This window comes from Peribacillus sp. Hz7 (assembly GCF_042136355.1).
Lineage (GTDB): Bacteria > Bacillota > Bacilli > Bacillales > DSM-1321 > Peribacillus > Peribacillus asahii_A.
The window spans coordinates 15,925-30,411 of sequence record NZ_JBHHJV010000015.1 but is presented as its reverse complement, the minus strand read 5'-3'; the positions used below and the strand labels follow the sequence as shown (position 1 = coordinate 30,411).

Here is a 14,487-nt window from a genome sequence, read left to right as displayed (position 1 = left end):
GGCAAATGTTATTATGGGATATATGTAAATTAAAGAAAAGTACGTACTTTAAAGTAATATAGGTACCTAAAGGTTCTATAGGTACTTTTAAGTGCCTATAGATTTGGAGGAGAAATTATGAAGAAAAAGAAATACAATATATCAGTAGAAGCGACATTAGAAGTGATAGGCGGGAAGTGGAAATGTGTGATTCTATGCCATCTAACCCACGGAAAGAAACGAACTAGTGAATTGAAACGTCTTATGCCAGATATTACTCAGAAGATGTTAACCCAGCAATTACGTGAATTAGAAGCGGATGGAGTAATTAATAGAATTGTGTATAATCAAATTCCCCCGAAAGTGGAATATGAGTTAAGTGAATATGGGTGGAGTTTACAAAGTATTTTAGATTCTCTTTGTGCTTGGGGAGAAAAGCATATTATGAAAGTATACGGTGATAAATTTGCTGTGTTAGAAGAGAATGTTTTAAATGAACATTTGAAGTAAGGAGATCTTAGCTTTATCATAAAATCCTTGGCTGTAAATGATTGAAAGGCCTACTGCTGAATATACACAACAGTAAGCCTTTTTTTAGTGATATTGTACAAGGATATTCATTTAAATGTTCCACTTGTCATAGGTCAGGTACTGTTTAAGTTTTTAAGACGGAATCTTTTATTTCTGGGAAGCTAGAGTAGCATTAAGTGCCTGCCCTTTTTTTGGCCATTCACCGATAAACTCGAGTTCACTATAAGTAAAGTAGTTATGAAGAATTTCCTCGCGATTATCTAAGAAAAGTTGATCCGCTACGGCTGATACGAGCTTAGGGATACCAAACTTCATACCCGAAAGCGCAGAGGCTGAAATACCGCAACTGATTAAGGCTGAATAGTTAAAAGCAAAAATTCCATGAAGGAACTTTTTATTCCTTTCATCACGGCTCAAGAAAGCAAAGCCAGGGCTGAGATAAGGGTGGGCATCGAGCAAAGGATTGCTTATTTCTTCTGGTGCTTTATATTTGTCCTCCCAGCGAGCGATATAGTTTTCAATTAGTCTCAATTCTGGACGTAAAGCGGGATTAGTTAGAAGACCAGTGCTGATGATGAGGAAATCAAAGGTGAACGTTCCTTGAGGCGTGGTGACTACCGCACCTTCGTCTGCTGCTTCTACATTAACCCAAGGTGCGCCTATATGCAGCTGAAAACCAGACCACGAGGATGCGCGTTCAAAAGTATCATTAGTCGGTGGTTGATTATGTTTAAAGAAGTGAGCCATAGCAGCATATTTATCGGTGTCCGATAGACCATGGAAACGTTCAATCATCCCTGAGATTTCCATCTGGCGAATTGGGTTGATACGTGGAAGCTCCTTGCGACGAACAAAGACATGTGCTTCGGCTACACCTTGCGATAGTGCGAAATTAGCATTATCAAAAGCCGAGGCACCGCCTCCCAAGATTCCAATCTTTTTATCTTTAAGTGTTTCAAAATCAATAAATTCAGAGGTATGAGCATAAAGTTGACGTGGTAACTTCTCGGAAATTATAGGTGGTACATGCCATTCACCGCCACCTTGAATACCAGTAGCTAGAATGACTTTACGTGCAAGTAATAGATTAGATGGAGCTCCAGGCCCTTCGATATGCAATCGGTGAATGCCTTCGTCTGTAGGTTCAATGAGCTTAAGCTTTACTTCATTCATGACGGGGAGATTGAGAACCTTTCGATACCAGCGTAAATAATTCATCCAGTCACTGCGGGGGATTTTCACGATTTGTTCCCAGCCTTCTGATCCAAATTGTGCTTCCCACCATGAACGGAAAGTAAGTGAAGGGATTCCGAGGTCAATGGAAGTTAGATGTTTGGGTGTTCGCAATGTAATCATACGAGCATAGGTTTCCCAAGGCCCTTCTAATCCTTCCTGGTTTTCGTCGATTACAAGGATATTAGATATTCGTTCACGTATAAGACCAAAAGCGGCACCTAAGCCACTTTGACCGCCGCCGACAATGACTACATCATAAACATGTCCTTCAGAATGATTGAGTGGGTGAACCCAATCTTCACCTCCAAAGGCAAGATAGGAAAGGTCTCTTTTTACTTGTTCTTTTAAAGCTTCTAATCCCATAGTTTGTTCATTCCTTTCTTTCATTCGTTTCAATCTGTAATAATGGCTTTTTTAACTGTATAAAAAGTGTTTTTCTTTAAATAAGAATTCAATATTAAGAATGATAAAAACGAAATATTCCGTTAATTAATATACTGATTGATGTTATTTTTTATAACATCATTTCGTTTATGTTCTTATAGTATCATGTTTATTTTCACATTTCATTGTAATTTTATCTGAAAATTCCTTTTTTTATTGTGCAAACATACTAGATTTATAATCTTTTTGTTATAAGAAGTAAAGTCGAGGTTAAATAAAAATGTAAAATGATTAAAAATAATGTTTTTATGTTAAAAGATATGACATAAAAATTGTTAGATAGGTAATTTTTGTTGTAAGTGCTTTAATCTTTGATGAAAAAGGTATATCGATACCTAATGAAGCAGATCCTATAGTTTAGGGCATTTTATTCGTGTTTTTTATAATGTTATTTAAAATTAAACTCGTCAATGGTGAAAATAAACATAATAAAACGAACGATGTGTATTGACGTAATGTTAATATTCGTTTAATATAATTGCGGAGTTAAAAAAAGAAAAATCATGTTCATTCGTATATTCTCAGTGATACGGTCTGAGAGTTTCTACTAGGAGCCGAAAATTCCTAACTACGAATGGGTAGTTCAGTCTGCCCATTTATAGTTAGGAATTTCTTTTATTAGGGAGGATATATGGAACGTTTATTTAGATTGCGCGAACTAGGAACAAATGTAAGGACGGAAATATTAGCTGGTTTTACAACCTTTTTAACGATGGCTTACATTATTGTTGTGAATCCTGCCATCCTGTCCGCTGCGGGTGTGCCGTTTAATCAAGTATTTATTGCGACCATTTTGGCTGCGGCTATTGGAACATTAATCATGGCTCTCTTGGCAAATTATCCGATTGCCATTGCTCCTGGTATGGGTATGAATGCTTATTTTACAAGCGTTGTTGCTACCCAAGGAGTAAGTTACCAAGTTGTTTTTGGAACGGTTTTTTTAGCAGGGATTATATTCATCATCTTGTCGTTGACTAAATTTCGTCAATTGCTTATTGAATCGATGCCTACTTCCTTAAAATATGGAATTACAGCAGGGATTGGTTTATTTATTGCATTTATTGGATTGAAAATGTCGGGGATTGTTGTAGCGGACCCTAATTCCGTTGTAATTTTGGGTGATTTACATAAGCCTGTTACAATCTTATCGATTGTTGGCCTGTTTATCACGTTCATTTTAATTGCTCGTAAAATAAAGGGTGCTTTGTTTATTGGTATGCTTATTACGGCAATCATCGGTTATTTTATGGGAATGTTACAAATGGAAGGTGTTGTATCTACACCACCGGCAATTGTCTTTTTTGATTTAGATATTACAGGTGTTTTTTCGAATTCATTATATACAGTAGTGTTTGCCTTTTTGCTTGTTACTATTTTTGATACAACGGGAACAATGGTTGGAGTAGCGGAGCAAGCGGGTCTAATGAAAGATGGAAAGCTGCCAAGAGCTAAATCAGCTCTTGCTGCAGATGCTGTTGCGACAACAGTTGGCGCGACACTAGGTACGAGTCCATCTAGTGCTTATGTTGAATCATCGTCAGGGGTGGCAGCTGGAGGTCGTTCTGGACTGACTGCTTTCGTAGTTGCGATTCTCTTCTTAATTGCTCTATTTTTCTCACCATTAGTAGCAGCTATTTCATCACTTTCAGCTATTACAGCTCCGGCTTTAATCATTGTTGGCTGTTATATGATGGAAGGGTTAGCGAAAATCAATTGGAAGGAATTTGATGAAGCATTCCCGGCCTTTGCAGTTATTTTGACCATGCCTTTAACGGGAAGTATTGCAACTGGAATTGCAATTGGATTTATTACGTATCCAATCATCAAGCTTGTAAGTGGTAAAGGGAAAGATATACATCCAATCATTTATCTTTTCGGAATTATTTTTGTCATTCAGATGGCCTTTTTTCCAGGGCATTAAGGCATGAAATATTCTCATAATACATGCTTTATGAATAACACCGATATAGTGAATCGTATTATATTAAATGATGGAAAGTGAAAAGAAAACGGGATACCCTAGATAGGGTATCCCGTTTTCTGTCTTTCTTAGGCTGAAATTTGATGTTCAGATTCAGATCTTATCATTTTTTCTTTCTTACCATGTAGAAGGAAATAAAGAATAGATGCGACTAAGCTGAAGATACCTAAAATGATATATAAATTTTTATAGCCAGTCATTGGGATAATAAACCCAAGTACATAAGGACCGAAACCTAATCCTGCATCAAGAAAGATAAAGAAAGTCGACGTAGCTAACCCCATGCGATGAGATTCAGTCAATTTTACGGCAATAGCTTGAGTACAGGATTGCATATTACCAAACCCAAGACCGATAAGGGCACCAGATAATAATAAAGTGATGCTGTTATTTGCTGTACTGAGAAGCAGCAACCCAGCGCCAAAGAAAACAAAGGCAGGGTACATAACAATATTTGCCCCTTTTACATCCATTAAGCGGCCTGTGAAAGGGCGTGAAACTAATACTGCAATAGCATATACAATGAAGAAAAAGCTAGCCGCATCAATCAGGTTAATTTCCATTGCATAGAAGTTGATAAAGGAAAGAACACTGGAATAACAGAAGGCTACTGCCAGCGTAACAAATGCAATGGGCAGTGCCTTAGGCTCAATAAAATCAGAAAGTTTGAATCCTTTTACCTCTGATTTTTTTGCTGATTTCTCTAATATCGGTACATATACAAAGAAGGCGGTAATTAAACTAATTACTCCCAAAGCAAGGCAGAAGCTAAAAATCATCTGAAAGCTTGTATGTTGGCTCATATATAGCCCAATAAAAGGACCAATTGCGGTAGCGAGTGTTGCACTCATACTAAAGTAGCCGATCCCTTCTCCTTTTCTTGTTTGCGGGATAATTTGGGCTACAATTGTACCAGCCGCTGTACTTGCCATGCCTAACGTTACACCATGTATAAAACGATTAAAAAGTAAGAAAGCAATGCCGAAATTTAAAAAGTATAAAAATGTCGTCAAAGTAAAGAAGATTAAGCCGATAATTAATGTTCTTTTTCGGCCAATCAAATCAATAACACGGCCGATAAATAGTCGTCCAATTAACGTCCCAATAATAAAAATTCCTGTTACAAGTCCCGCTTGGCTTGTGGAAGCATGATATTCATTCACAGCATACACTGCAATGGTTACCATTAATAAATAAAAGATTAAAGTTAAGAGAAAATTAACAGAGGAAACAATGATAAAATCTTTTGTCCAAAGTTTAGGTCTTGATGAAGTCAATTTTTATCCTCCCACTCTATAAGATTATTGTGTATTTCCTTCATGATATGGATGGCATTGAGCTGCTCTTGTTCCGAGATTCCTTTTAAAATGTCCTGCTCAAATTGATCAATTGTTATACGGACATGCTTGTATACTTCTTTGCCTAGCTCGGTAAGCTGCATTCTCTTTTCCCGTTTGTCCTTGCTTGGAATTTGCTCGACATATCCTAATTCTTCTAAGCGATTTATGGTTCTAGTAACAGTAGGTTTTTCTACGCTTAAATAGTTAGAAAGCTCTACAAGCGTTATTGAACCGTTAAGGGATAAATAGTATAAAATCGTCCATTGCGCTCTTTGGATCTGATGCTGGCTAAGCAGTATATTTAATTTGTTTTCAAAAGGGCGGTATAAAAGCGTGAATTGATGGAAGAACTTTTGAAATGCCTTTATGGGAAACACCTCCTGCATATAGTTAGTTAAGGTAATTATTACCCAAGGTAACTAATTTAATATAACAGAATTCAAGGTGTGTGTCTATGCAATAACAAATTTTTACACAAAATTTGTTATTGCTCAAAATATAGGATAATCGTTTTGTTATGCAAGAAATTTAATTTAATGCAACCTATATATTGACATTTTCCTTTATTATATGTTATTTAAATAATGGTTAGCACTCTAGTATAAAGAGTGCTAATGGCAGCTAATATAAGTAAGTATGGATGTTAAGTTACTTTGATTATGAAAGGAGACCCTTTAATATGGCAAAAAAGCAGTTTAAAGCAGAATCTAAAAGATTATTAGATATGATGATTCACTCCATTTATTCTCAAAAAGAGATCTTCTTACGAGAGTTGATTTCGAATGCTAGTGATGCAATCGATAAAATTTATTACAAAGCATTAACAGATGATACATTAACGTTTGATAAAGATAGTTACTATATAAAGGTCTCGGCGGATAAAGAAGGCCGGACATTGACAATTACCGATACTGGAATTGGGATGACCAAAGAAGAACTTGAGCAGCATCTTGGAACCATTGCAAAGAGTGGATCTCTAGCTTTTAAAAGTGAAAATGAATTAAAAGATGGCCACGATATTATCGGTCAATTTGGTGTAGGATTTTATTCCGCTTTTATGGTTGCAGATGTTGTAACGGTCATCAGTAAGGCTTTAGGCAGCGATGAAGCATATAAGTGGGAGTCCGAAGGGGCTGATGGCTATAAAATTGAGCCATGCGAGAAAGAAACAGTCGGCACAGAGATTATTTTAACCATTAAAGAGAATACCGAAGATGAGAAGTATGAGGAGTATTTAGAAGAGTATCGTCTGAAGGGAATTATTAAAAAGTACTCTGATTTTATCCACTATCCAATTAAAATGGATGTTACTAGCCGAAGATTAAAAGAAGGTAGCGAAGATGAATACGAGGATTATCAAGAAGAACAAACAATTAATAGTATGGTTCCTATTTGGCGAAAGAATAAAAATGAACTGACTGCTGAGGATTACGAAAACTTTTATCAAGAAAAACGGTACGGCTTTGATAAACCAATTAAGCATATCCATGTAAAAGTTGATGGTACGGTAAGATATAATGCGATTTTATTTATCCCTGAAAACATTCCTTTTGATTATTATTCAAAAGAGTTTGAAAAGGGATTAGAGCTATATTCTAACGGTGTGTTAATTATGGAAAAATGTCCGGATTTACTTCCAGACTATTTTAGCTTTGTAAAAGGGATGGTTGATTCAGAAGACTTATCGCTTAATATATCCCGGGAAATTTTGCAGCAAGATAAACAATTAAAGTTCATCGCTAAAAATATTAAAACGAAAATTAAGAAGGAACTAGAAAGTTTATTAAAACATGACCGTGAAAAATATGAAGCATTTTATCAATCATTTGGCAGACAATTAAAATTTGGTGTGTATAATAATTTCGGACAAGAAAAAGACGTTTTACAAGATTTATTGATGTTCTACTCATCAAAAGAGAAGAAATTAGTAACGCTAGATGAATACGTATCAAGAATGCCTGAGGATCAAAAGTATATTTATTATGCAACAGGTGAAACAAACGAACGAATTGAAAAAATGCCGCAAACCGAGCTAGTTGCTGATAAAGGATATGAAATTTTGTACTTTACAGATGATGTGGATGAATTTGCGATTAAAATGTTGCTGAACTATAAAGAGAAAGAGTTTAAATCCGTATCCAGCGGTGATTTAGGAATTGAAGAAGAAAACGATAATAAGCATGAAGCAGAGGAGAAGGAAAATAAAGAGCTCTTTGACTTGATGAAAGAGGTATTATCGGAAAAAGTAACAGATGTGAAAGTATCTAAACGATTAAAAACCCATCCAGTCTGTTTATCAGCTAATGGCGAATTGTCGATTGAAATGGAAAAAGTACTGAATATGATGCCGAATAACCAACAGGTTAAAGCAGATAAAATTTTAGAAATTAACGTAAACCATGAGATTTGGCATTCACTCAAATCAGCCTTCGAACAGGATGATAAAGAAAAGGTTCGATTATATACAAATCTCTTATATAATCAAGCACTGTTAATAGAAGGTTTACCAATTCAAGATCCGTTAGAATTTACAAATGATTTGTGTAAGCTAATGGTGTAATAAACGAAACAGAGACTGTCTAAGTAAGACAGTCTCTGTTTCGTTTATTTTTTAATAACAAATACATAAAATAAGGGGCACCAATTAAGGCAACGATAATGCCTACTGGAATTCCGTCAGGTTCGACTACATTCCGTCCAATTATATTGGCAAGTGCGATTTGGTTTTTGGTCAATAATTTTCTGGTTGTAAAAACAAGGGAAAAGGGGTATATTTAAATGAGAATGATAATCATTTTATGTTTGATTACCAAGGAGTGAACGGAAATGGAACAATTCGAATTATTTGATGTGACGGTGATTGGGGGAGGACCAGCAGGTCTTTACTCCACTTTTTATAGCGGACTTCGAGAAATGAAAACAAAGCTTATAGAATACCAACCACAACTAGGTGGGAAAATTCATGTATATCCAGAAAAAATGATTTGGGATGTTGGAGGAATTACTCCTGTTCCTGGAGCAAAATTAATAGAGCAACTTGTAGAGCAAGGACTAACGTTTCATCCGGAAGTCGTGTTAAATGAGAAAGTAGAATCCATTACACGTAATGAAGACGGGATTTTTATTTTACATGCTGCATCTGGAAGAAAGCACTTTTCGAAAACGGTTATTATGGCCGTTGGGGGAGGAATTTTAAATCCACAAAGGCTAGCAATAGAAGGTGCTGAGAGATTTGAAGTATCTAATTTAAATTACACAGTAAAGTCTTTAAAGCGTTTCAAGGATAAGACAGTCATTATTTCAGGCGGGGGAAACTCGGCAATCGATTGGGCCAATGAATTAGAGCCTATTGCGAAAAAGGTATATTTGACGTATCGAAAGGATGTTTTAGCAGGACATGAAGCGCAAGTCACACAATTAATGAATAGTTCGGCTGTTTGTTTTCTGAATACGTCTATTACAAAACTAATCGCTGATTCTAGTCATGAGACAATTGAACGGGTGCAATTAACGAATCATGAAACAGAAGAGGTTACGTATGTGTCGATCGATGAGGTCATCATTAATCATGGATATGAACAGGATAAAACGTTACTTGAAAACAGTAAACTGGATATCAAACTAGTGGATGATTACTATATTGAAGGGAATGCATCTAGCGAATCTTCAGTGGAAGGATTGTATGCGGCAGGGGACATTTTAAAGCATGATGGAAAAGTCCATCTAATAGCGGGTGCTTTTCAAGATGCCGCAAATGCTGTAAATAGAGCAAAGCAATTCATTCAACCTGATGCTAGTCATGCTGGAATGGTCTCTTCGCATAATGAAGTTTTTAAAAAGCGAAATCGAGAGTTAGTTCAAAAAATGATGAAGTAGTAGAATCGTAAGGTATTCAAAAGAAGGACGAAACTTTAATGATAGAGAGTTATCTAGCATTAAAGTTTCGTCTTTTTTGTAAAATTAATGGTTATTATGTAAAAATATAGAATTTGATATGTTATACTATAGTCTAAAAGGGGGAGAGATTATGGAGGAAACATTGGTAAAGGCTATTCAAGATGAATATCCAGATGATTTTGCTTGGTGTTATGGGTGTGGAAGATTAAATAAAGAGGGTCATCATTTTCGAACTGGCTGGGAAGGGGAAAATACGCTAACTATTTACATACCGAAGCCGGAACATACAGCAATTCCGGGATTTGTTTATGGAGGTTTGATTGCTTCGTTCATTGATTGTCATGGAACAGGTTCAGCTTCATTAGCCTTGCATCGTAAAAATGGACATGAACTAGGAGATGGAATCGTACCGCCACCACGGTTTGTAACGGCTGCATTAAATGTAGAATTTATGAAACCAACCCCACAACATGTTCCGTTAAGAGCGGTTGGGAAAGTGACAGAGATTCATCCGAAGAAATGGAAAGTGGAAACAGAAGTATTTGCAAATGATACACTTTGTGCACGTGGAGAAGTGATTGCTGTTGTAATGCCAGCCACTTTCACACAAAAATAAAGAACTAAGTAAGCGTTTTCAACATACTTTTAATAAGAACGGCAGGGTGTGTGCCCCCTGCCATTCTTATTATATGAAAAAGTATTAATTCTTACTTTAAGTTGCGATTTAAGAATGCTTTTGTTCGCTCAAATTGCGGATTGTTAAATAACTCTTCTGGATGCCCAGATTCGATAATCTCTCCATTATCCATGAACATGACTCGATTGGCTACTTCCTTGGCAAAGCCCATTTCATGTGTTACGACAATCATCGTCATTTGTTCTTCCGCAAGGTCCTTCATAACCTGTAAAACTTCCCCTGTTAATTCGGGATCCAAAGCAGAGGTAGGCTCGTCAAACAGCAAAATTTCGGGATTCATCATCAGTGCTCGGGCAATGGCTACTCGTTGTTTTTGTCCACCAGAGAGATTGGCCGGGTATGCTGTTGCTCGATCAGATAGTCCAATTTTCTTGAGGAGCTCAGCGCTTCGTTGTTGAATGGCTGATATGGATTCTGTTTTTAACATTTTAGGCGCAATCTCTAAATTTTCTTTTACCGTAAGATGCGGGAAGAGATTGAAATGCTGAAAGACCATACCCATTTTGGAAGTAATTTTTTTAACTTCCTGCGCTTTTGAATAAACGCCGTTTTTCACTAAATAGTCGTCTGTTACACGAATGCTGCCGCCGTTAATTTCTTCAAGATGAATGAGACTGCGGAGCATCGTACTTTTACCAGAACCAGAGGGACCGATTACGGCCACTACATCATTTTTATTTACATCAAAAGTAATCTGTTTGAGTACATCTAATTTGCCGTATGATTTTTTGAGATTGGATACTTCAATGATAGCCATATTCGCCACTCCTTTTTATTCGAATTTGAATCGTTTTTCGAGCCATTTAAAGAACATCGTTAAGACGAGCGTAATTAAGAGATAGATTATACCCGCGATAAAGAATGGCACGATTGTAAAGTCGCGGTTTACAGCAGTCTGAGCAAAGTGTAATAATTCCGGTACGGCAACAGCATAGAGAAGAGCCGTATCCTTAACTAGCGTAATCGATTCATTCGAAACAGAAGGAAGGGCGATACGGAACATTTGCGGTAAGATAATCCGTGTCGTCGTTTGCCATTTATTTAAACCGAGTACTTTAGCAGCTTCATACTGGCCTTTATCAATAGAGAGAAGGCCGCCGCGGAAGATTTCAGCAAAATACGCTGCATAGTTTAAAATAAAACCTAAACAAGCCGCAACGAAGCGATCCAAAATTAGATATTCCCCGATTACAGGAATAAGCGGCAGACCAAAACAAATTAACAATAATTGCAGTAACAGCGGTGTACCGCGCATTAAGTAAATATAGGTTTGCGCAAGCCAGGATAATGGTTTAAAACGGCTATTTACAGCTAATGTGAGTAGAAAGCCTAGTGGAATGGAGACAGCGATAGCGATCAAAAATAAGAGAATCGTCATCTGTGCCCCTTCCAGCATAGGCATAATCATTGTATTGAAATAATCGGCCATGAAAGGATTCCTCCAAAACAAAACAGGGTTTCCAGAGGAAATCCTGTTTTTGTCATAATTTGTTCAGTCTGTTTACTTTAATACTTTATCTTCGCCAAACCACTTTTCTGAGATTTTAGCAGCTGTACCATCTTCATTCATCTCATCAAGTGCTTTTTGAAGCTTTTCTAATAATTCTTCATTTCCTTTTTTCACACCTACACCATATTGTTCCGGTGCAAGCGATTCGTCAAGTAGTTTAAATGTATCTTTTTCTTTAGACATATAATAATTAATAACAACCTCATCAATAACGACTGCATCTATACGGCCTGTCTTTAAATCACTTAGTGCAAGTACATTATCTTTAAACTCTGTTACTGTTTTGATTTTTGATTTAATTGGATTAGCATTTAGGGCATCAGATGCAGAAGAAAGAGCTTGAATACCTACAACTTTGCCTGATAGATCATCCAGTTTTTTTAGCTTTGAATCGGTTAAAGTCACAACAACCTGTGCATTTTCTAAGTATGGTTTTGTGAAAAGAACTTTTTCTTTGCGTTCATCTGTAATCGTATATCCGTTCCAAATAAGGTCAATTCGTCCACTGCTTAGTTCGGATTCCTTTGTTTTCCAATCGATTGGCTGGAATTCAGCTGTCATGCCCATTTTTTCAGCAGCAGCTTTAGCATAATCAATGTCGAAGCCAACGATTTCATTATTTTCATCTCGGAAGCCCATTGGAGCAAATTGATCGTCAATCCCGATAACTAAAGTATCTTTTTGATCTTTAGTTTGATCTGTTCCTTTATCCTCCGCTGTACCGCAAGCCGTAAGGATGGAGAACATAGCTACTAAAGTCAAAATCATAGTTGCTATACGTTTCATTTTGAAGAAATTCTCCTTTGTCTATATTATAATATTCCTTTAGTACGTTACCATATTATTATGATACCATAATTTCAGGGGGAGCAGTACCCACAATATTATGTTCTTAATTTTAGGAATTTTCGCTCTCCTTCATTTCGATATATTGTTCTTGGAAGATGCACATTCTTAATGCATCATGATATTTACCAGCAACAAAGAATTCATCCTGTAATTCGCCTTCGATTTGAAAGCCGGCTTTTTGGTAAACATGAATGGCTATTTCATTTGTTTTATCAACAATCAAATATAGCTTATGTAAATTTAAAATAAAAAAAGCATAATTCATCGCTAAACGAGTCGCGGTTAATGAATGTCCATAACCTTGGTATTTCGGATCAATAATAATTTGGAATTCAGCTCTGCGATGGATGTAATCAATTTCTACTAGCTCGACTAGACCTAGAATTTCCGTTCCTTGTTGAAGGATAAAGCGGCGTTCCCCTTGATTATGGATATGTTTATCGAATAAGTCCTGTAATTCAACAAAGGCTTCATACGGTTCCTCAAACCAATAAGACATAATTTTAGCATTATTATTCAGTTTATGGACAAATTTCAAATCTTCTCTTTCTAATGGTCTTAATCGTACTTCCTCGTGATTAGTCATTGTTTATCCCCTCCAATGTACGCATAGTTCTTATCGAATAAATTTTGTATATATTGCTCTTTTATTATTCGTTTTTCCTTAATTATCATGCTTATAGTACAAGTTTTATATGGATGTATGGAATAATTTTACTACCAAAGAAAAAGGGTTGCAAATATTGATACATCAAATTATAAGAAGCAGTCTCGATGAAAACTATACCTGTTCAACTTGTTAAACTGATAGAACAATGTTTATTTGAATACACTGTTGATTTTTGGCTCCTGTTCGTATGAGAGATGTCAGAAAATCAAATGGGCTTTATATAGAATAAACAGGCCCTATTTATTATTGGGCCTGTTTATTATGAGTTTGACACCTGACTCGTCTGTGCCGTTTTATCTTGTTCCACAATAATTGTACTAGTAGGGAAGGCAAGCGATACCTGTTCTTCTTCAAGAATTTCCATAATGGCATAGTTGATGTCTTCTTTTACTGTTAAATAGTCTGCAAGTTGTGTCGAATTCGTAAAGAAGTTAATGTAAATCATAAGGCCGCTTATATGTAGCTGCTCCAACTTAACTAAAATAGTTTCTTGGTGAACGCCTGGATGATTACGTAATTCAAATTCTATTTTTTCTAATACATTTTTCACTTTATGTCTTGGAGTATCGTATTTCAACTCAGGTCTAAAGGTAACACTTCTTTTCCCCATCTTGCTCCAGTTGGTAATGACCTCATTGGATAGTGCTGCATTTGGCACGGTTACTACGGCTTGGGAGAACGCTCTTATAGAAGTACTTCGAAATGTGATATCTTCAACAATTCCTTCTACACTTGCTGTTTGAATCCAATCCCCGATCGAAAAAGGTTTTTCGATAATAATGACAATCCCGCCGAAGAAATTGGCAATAGCGTCTTTTGCAGCTAAGGCAAAAGCAAGACCGCCCAGTCCTAATCCTGCTACAAACCCGTTTACGTCATAATTAAACTCTTGGGCAATAATACTGAAACTAATCGCGATAATGATAAAACGTAAACCCTTTGATAAAAATGGGATAAGGATTTGGTCCATATTAATATCAAAGCGGTCTCTTATCTTTTCAAATAAGACTGATGAAGCAGAAGACATATTATATAATCCCCAGCTAATAATAAAAATTACGCTGGCACGAAAGAACTTTAAGAACAATGGATCTTTTTGGTCTAAATAAGGGAAGTAACGAAGTGCTACATATACACCAATTATGATGAATAACCAACGAATCGGCTGTTCAAAAGAATTAAAAATATGTGTAAAGAAATTGGTCGGCGATTTTTTGCTGATTTTTAAAATGAATTTAAAGATATATGTAGTAAATATCTTTCTTAACAACAAAAATAAGAGTAGAATCCCGATGGAAATCCCAAGGTTCGTTAATTTGTCGATATCATAATTTAAGGCCATATTACTTTCTC

At 36.2% G+C, this 14,487-nt stretch carries 13 protein-coding genes, 1 pseudogene and 1 riboswitch; of the genes and pseudogenes, 5 read left to right on the top strand and 9 right to left on the bottom strand.

Annotation, left to right across the window (positions count from 1 at the left end; all coding sequences use genetic code 11):
* Nucleotides 1-117 precede the first annotated feature (117 nt).
* A complete protein-coding gene (locus ACE199_RS17180) occupies nucleotides 118-489 on the top strand; it encodes a winged helix-turn-helix transcriptional regulator (protein ID WP_252287940.1) in 372 nt (123 codons plus the stop codon).
* A gap of 168 nt (nucleotides 490-657) precedes the next feature.
* Here ACE199_RS17180 and ACE199_RS17175 read toward each other — a convergent pair whose 3' ends face one another.
* Complete coding sequence (locus tag ACE199_RS17175; RefSeq protein WP_375350918.1) at nucleotides 658-2,109, bottom strand: NAD(P)-binding domain-containing protein; 1,452 nt, start codon at nucleotides 2,107-2,109, stop codon at nucleotides 658-660.
* 572 nt (nucleotides 2,110-2,681) lie between these two features.
* A riboswitch (purine riboswitch) is annotated at nucleotides 2,682-2,781 on the top strand.
* 40 nt (nucleotides 2,782-2,821) lie between these two features.
* Between ACE199_RS17175 and ACE199_RS17170 the strand changes: the two genes are divergently transcribed.
* Nucleotides 2,822-4,111 (top strand): NCS2 family permease, encoded by a 1,290-nt coding sequence (locus ACE199_RS17170; protein ID WP_375350917.1) that lies wholly within the window; start codon nucleotides 2,822-2,824, stop codon nucleotides 4,109-4,111.
* Between the two features lie 128 nt (nucleotides 4,112-4,239).
* Here the strand turns inward: ACE199_RS17170 and ACE199_RS17165 are convergent, their stop codons facing one another.
* The gene (locus ACE199_RS17165) at nucleotides 4,240-5,448 is read right to left on the bottom strand and encodes an MFS transporter (protein WP_375350916.1); all 1,209 of its coding nucleotides are present in this window, start codon (nucleotides 5,446-5,448) and stop codon (nucleotides 4,240-4,242) included.
* Entirely contained in the window at nucleotides 5,445-5,897 is a 453-nt protein-coding gene (locus ACE199_RS17160; protein WP_375350915.1) for a MarR family winged helix-turn-helix transcriptional regulator, read from the bottom strand. Before ACE199_RS17160 ends, ACE199_RS17165 begins: the two co-directional genes overlap by 4 nt.
* 293 nt (nucleotides 5,898-6,190) lie before the next feature.
* Between ACE199_RS17160 and htpG the strand changes: the two genes are divergently transcribed.
* Complete coding sequence (htpG, locus tag ACE199_RS17155) at nucleotides 6,191-8,071, top strand: molecular chaperone HtpG (RefSeq protein ID WP_375350914.1); 1,881 nt, start codon at nucleotides 6,191-6,193, stop codon at nucleotides 8,069-8,071.
* Nucleotides 8,072-8,090: 19 nt separating this feature from the next.
* Here the strand turns inward: htpG and ACE199_RS17150 are convergent.
* A pseudogene (locus tag ACE199_RS17150) lies at nucleotides 8,091-8,231 on the bottom strand (iron chelate uptake ABC transporter family permease subunit); the annotation flags it as partial.
* A 106-nt stretch (nucleotides 8,232-8,337) separates the two neighbouring features.
* On the opposite strand from ACE199_RS17150, the gene ACE199_RS17145 reads away from it, so the two are divergent.
* Both ACE199_RS17145 and ACE199_RS17140 read left to right on the top strand, forming a co-directional pair.
* Nucleotides 8,338-9,387 carry an NAD(P)/FAD-dependent oxidoreductase gene (locus tag ACE199_RS17145; protein ID WP_375350913.1) on the top strand — a complete coding sequence of 350 codons (1,050 nt, stop codon included), beginning with the start codon at nucleotides 8,338-8,340 and terminating at the stop codon, nucleotides 9,385-9,387.
* Nucleotides 9,388-9,538: 151 nt separating this feature from the next.
* The gene (locus ACE199_RS17140) at nucleotides 9,539-10,024 is read left to right on the top strand and encodes a PaaI family thioesterase (RefSeq protein WP_127762335.1); all 486 of its coding nucleotides are present in this window, start codon (nucleotides 9,539-9,541) and stop codon (nucleotides 10,022-10,024) included.
* A gap of 91 nt (nucleotides 10,025-10,115) precedes the next feature.
* Here the strand turns inward: ACE199_RS17140 and ACE199_RS17135 are convergent, their stop codons facing one another.
* The 5 genes from ACE199_RS17135 to ACE199_RS17115 all read right to left on the bottom strand — a co-directional run bounded on the left by ACE199_RS17135 (nucleotide 10,116) and on the right by ACE199_RS17115 (nucleotide 14,476).
* Nucleotides 10,116-10,862 (bottom strand): amino acid ABC transporter ATP-binding protein, encoded by a 747-nt coding sequence (locus ACE199_RS17135; RefSeq protein ID WP_375350912.1) that lies wholly within the window; start codon nucleotides 10,860-10,862, stop codon nucleotides 10,116-10,118.
* A gap of 15 nt (nucleotides 10,863-10,877) precedes the next feature.
* Nucleotides 10,878-11,534 carry an amino acid ABC transporter permease gene (locus ACE199_RS17130; protein WP_252292342.1) on the bottom strand — a complete coding sequence of 219 codons (657 nt, stop codon included), beginning with the start codon at nucleotides 11,532-11,534 and terminating at the stop codon, nucleotides 10,878-10,880.
* Nucleotides 11,535-11,606: 72 nt separating this feature from the next.
* Nucleotides 11,607-12,401: an amino acid ABC transporter substrate-binding protein gene (locus ACE199_RS17125; protein WP_375350911.1), complete on the bottom strand. Its 795-nt coding sequence runs from the start codon at nucleotides 12,399-12,401 to the stop codon at nucleotides 11,607-11,609.
* 112 nt (nucleotides 12,402-12,513) lie between these two features.
* Nucleotides 12,514-13,050, bottom strand: coding sequence for a spermidine N1-acetyltransferase (gene speG / locus ACE199_RS17120; protein WP_375350910.1), 537 nt, complete (start codon nucleotides 13,048-13,050; stop codon nucleotides 12,514-12,516).
* Between the two features lie 343 nt (nucleotides 13,051-13,393).
* Nucleotides 13,394-14,476 (bottom strand): mechanosensitive ion channel family protein, encoded by a 1,083-nt coding sequence (locus tag ACE199_RS17115; protein WP_375350909.1) that lies wholly within the window; start codon nucleotides 14,474-14,476, stop codon nucleotides 13,394-13,396.
* Between the last annotated feature and the right edge of the window lie 11 nt (nucleotides 14,477-14,487).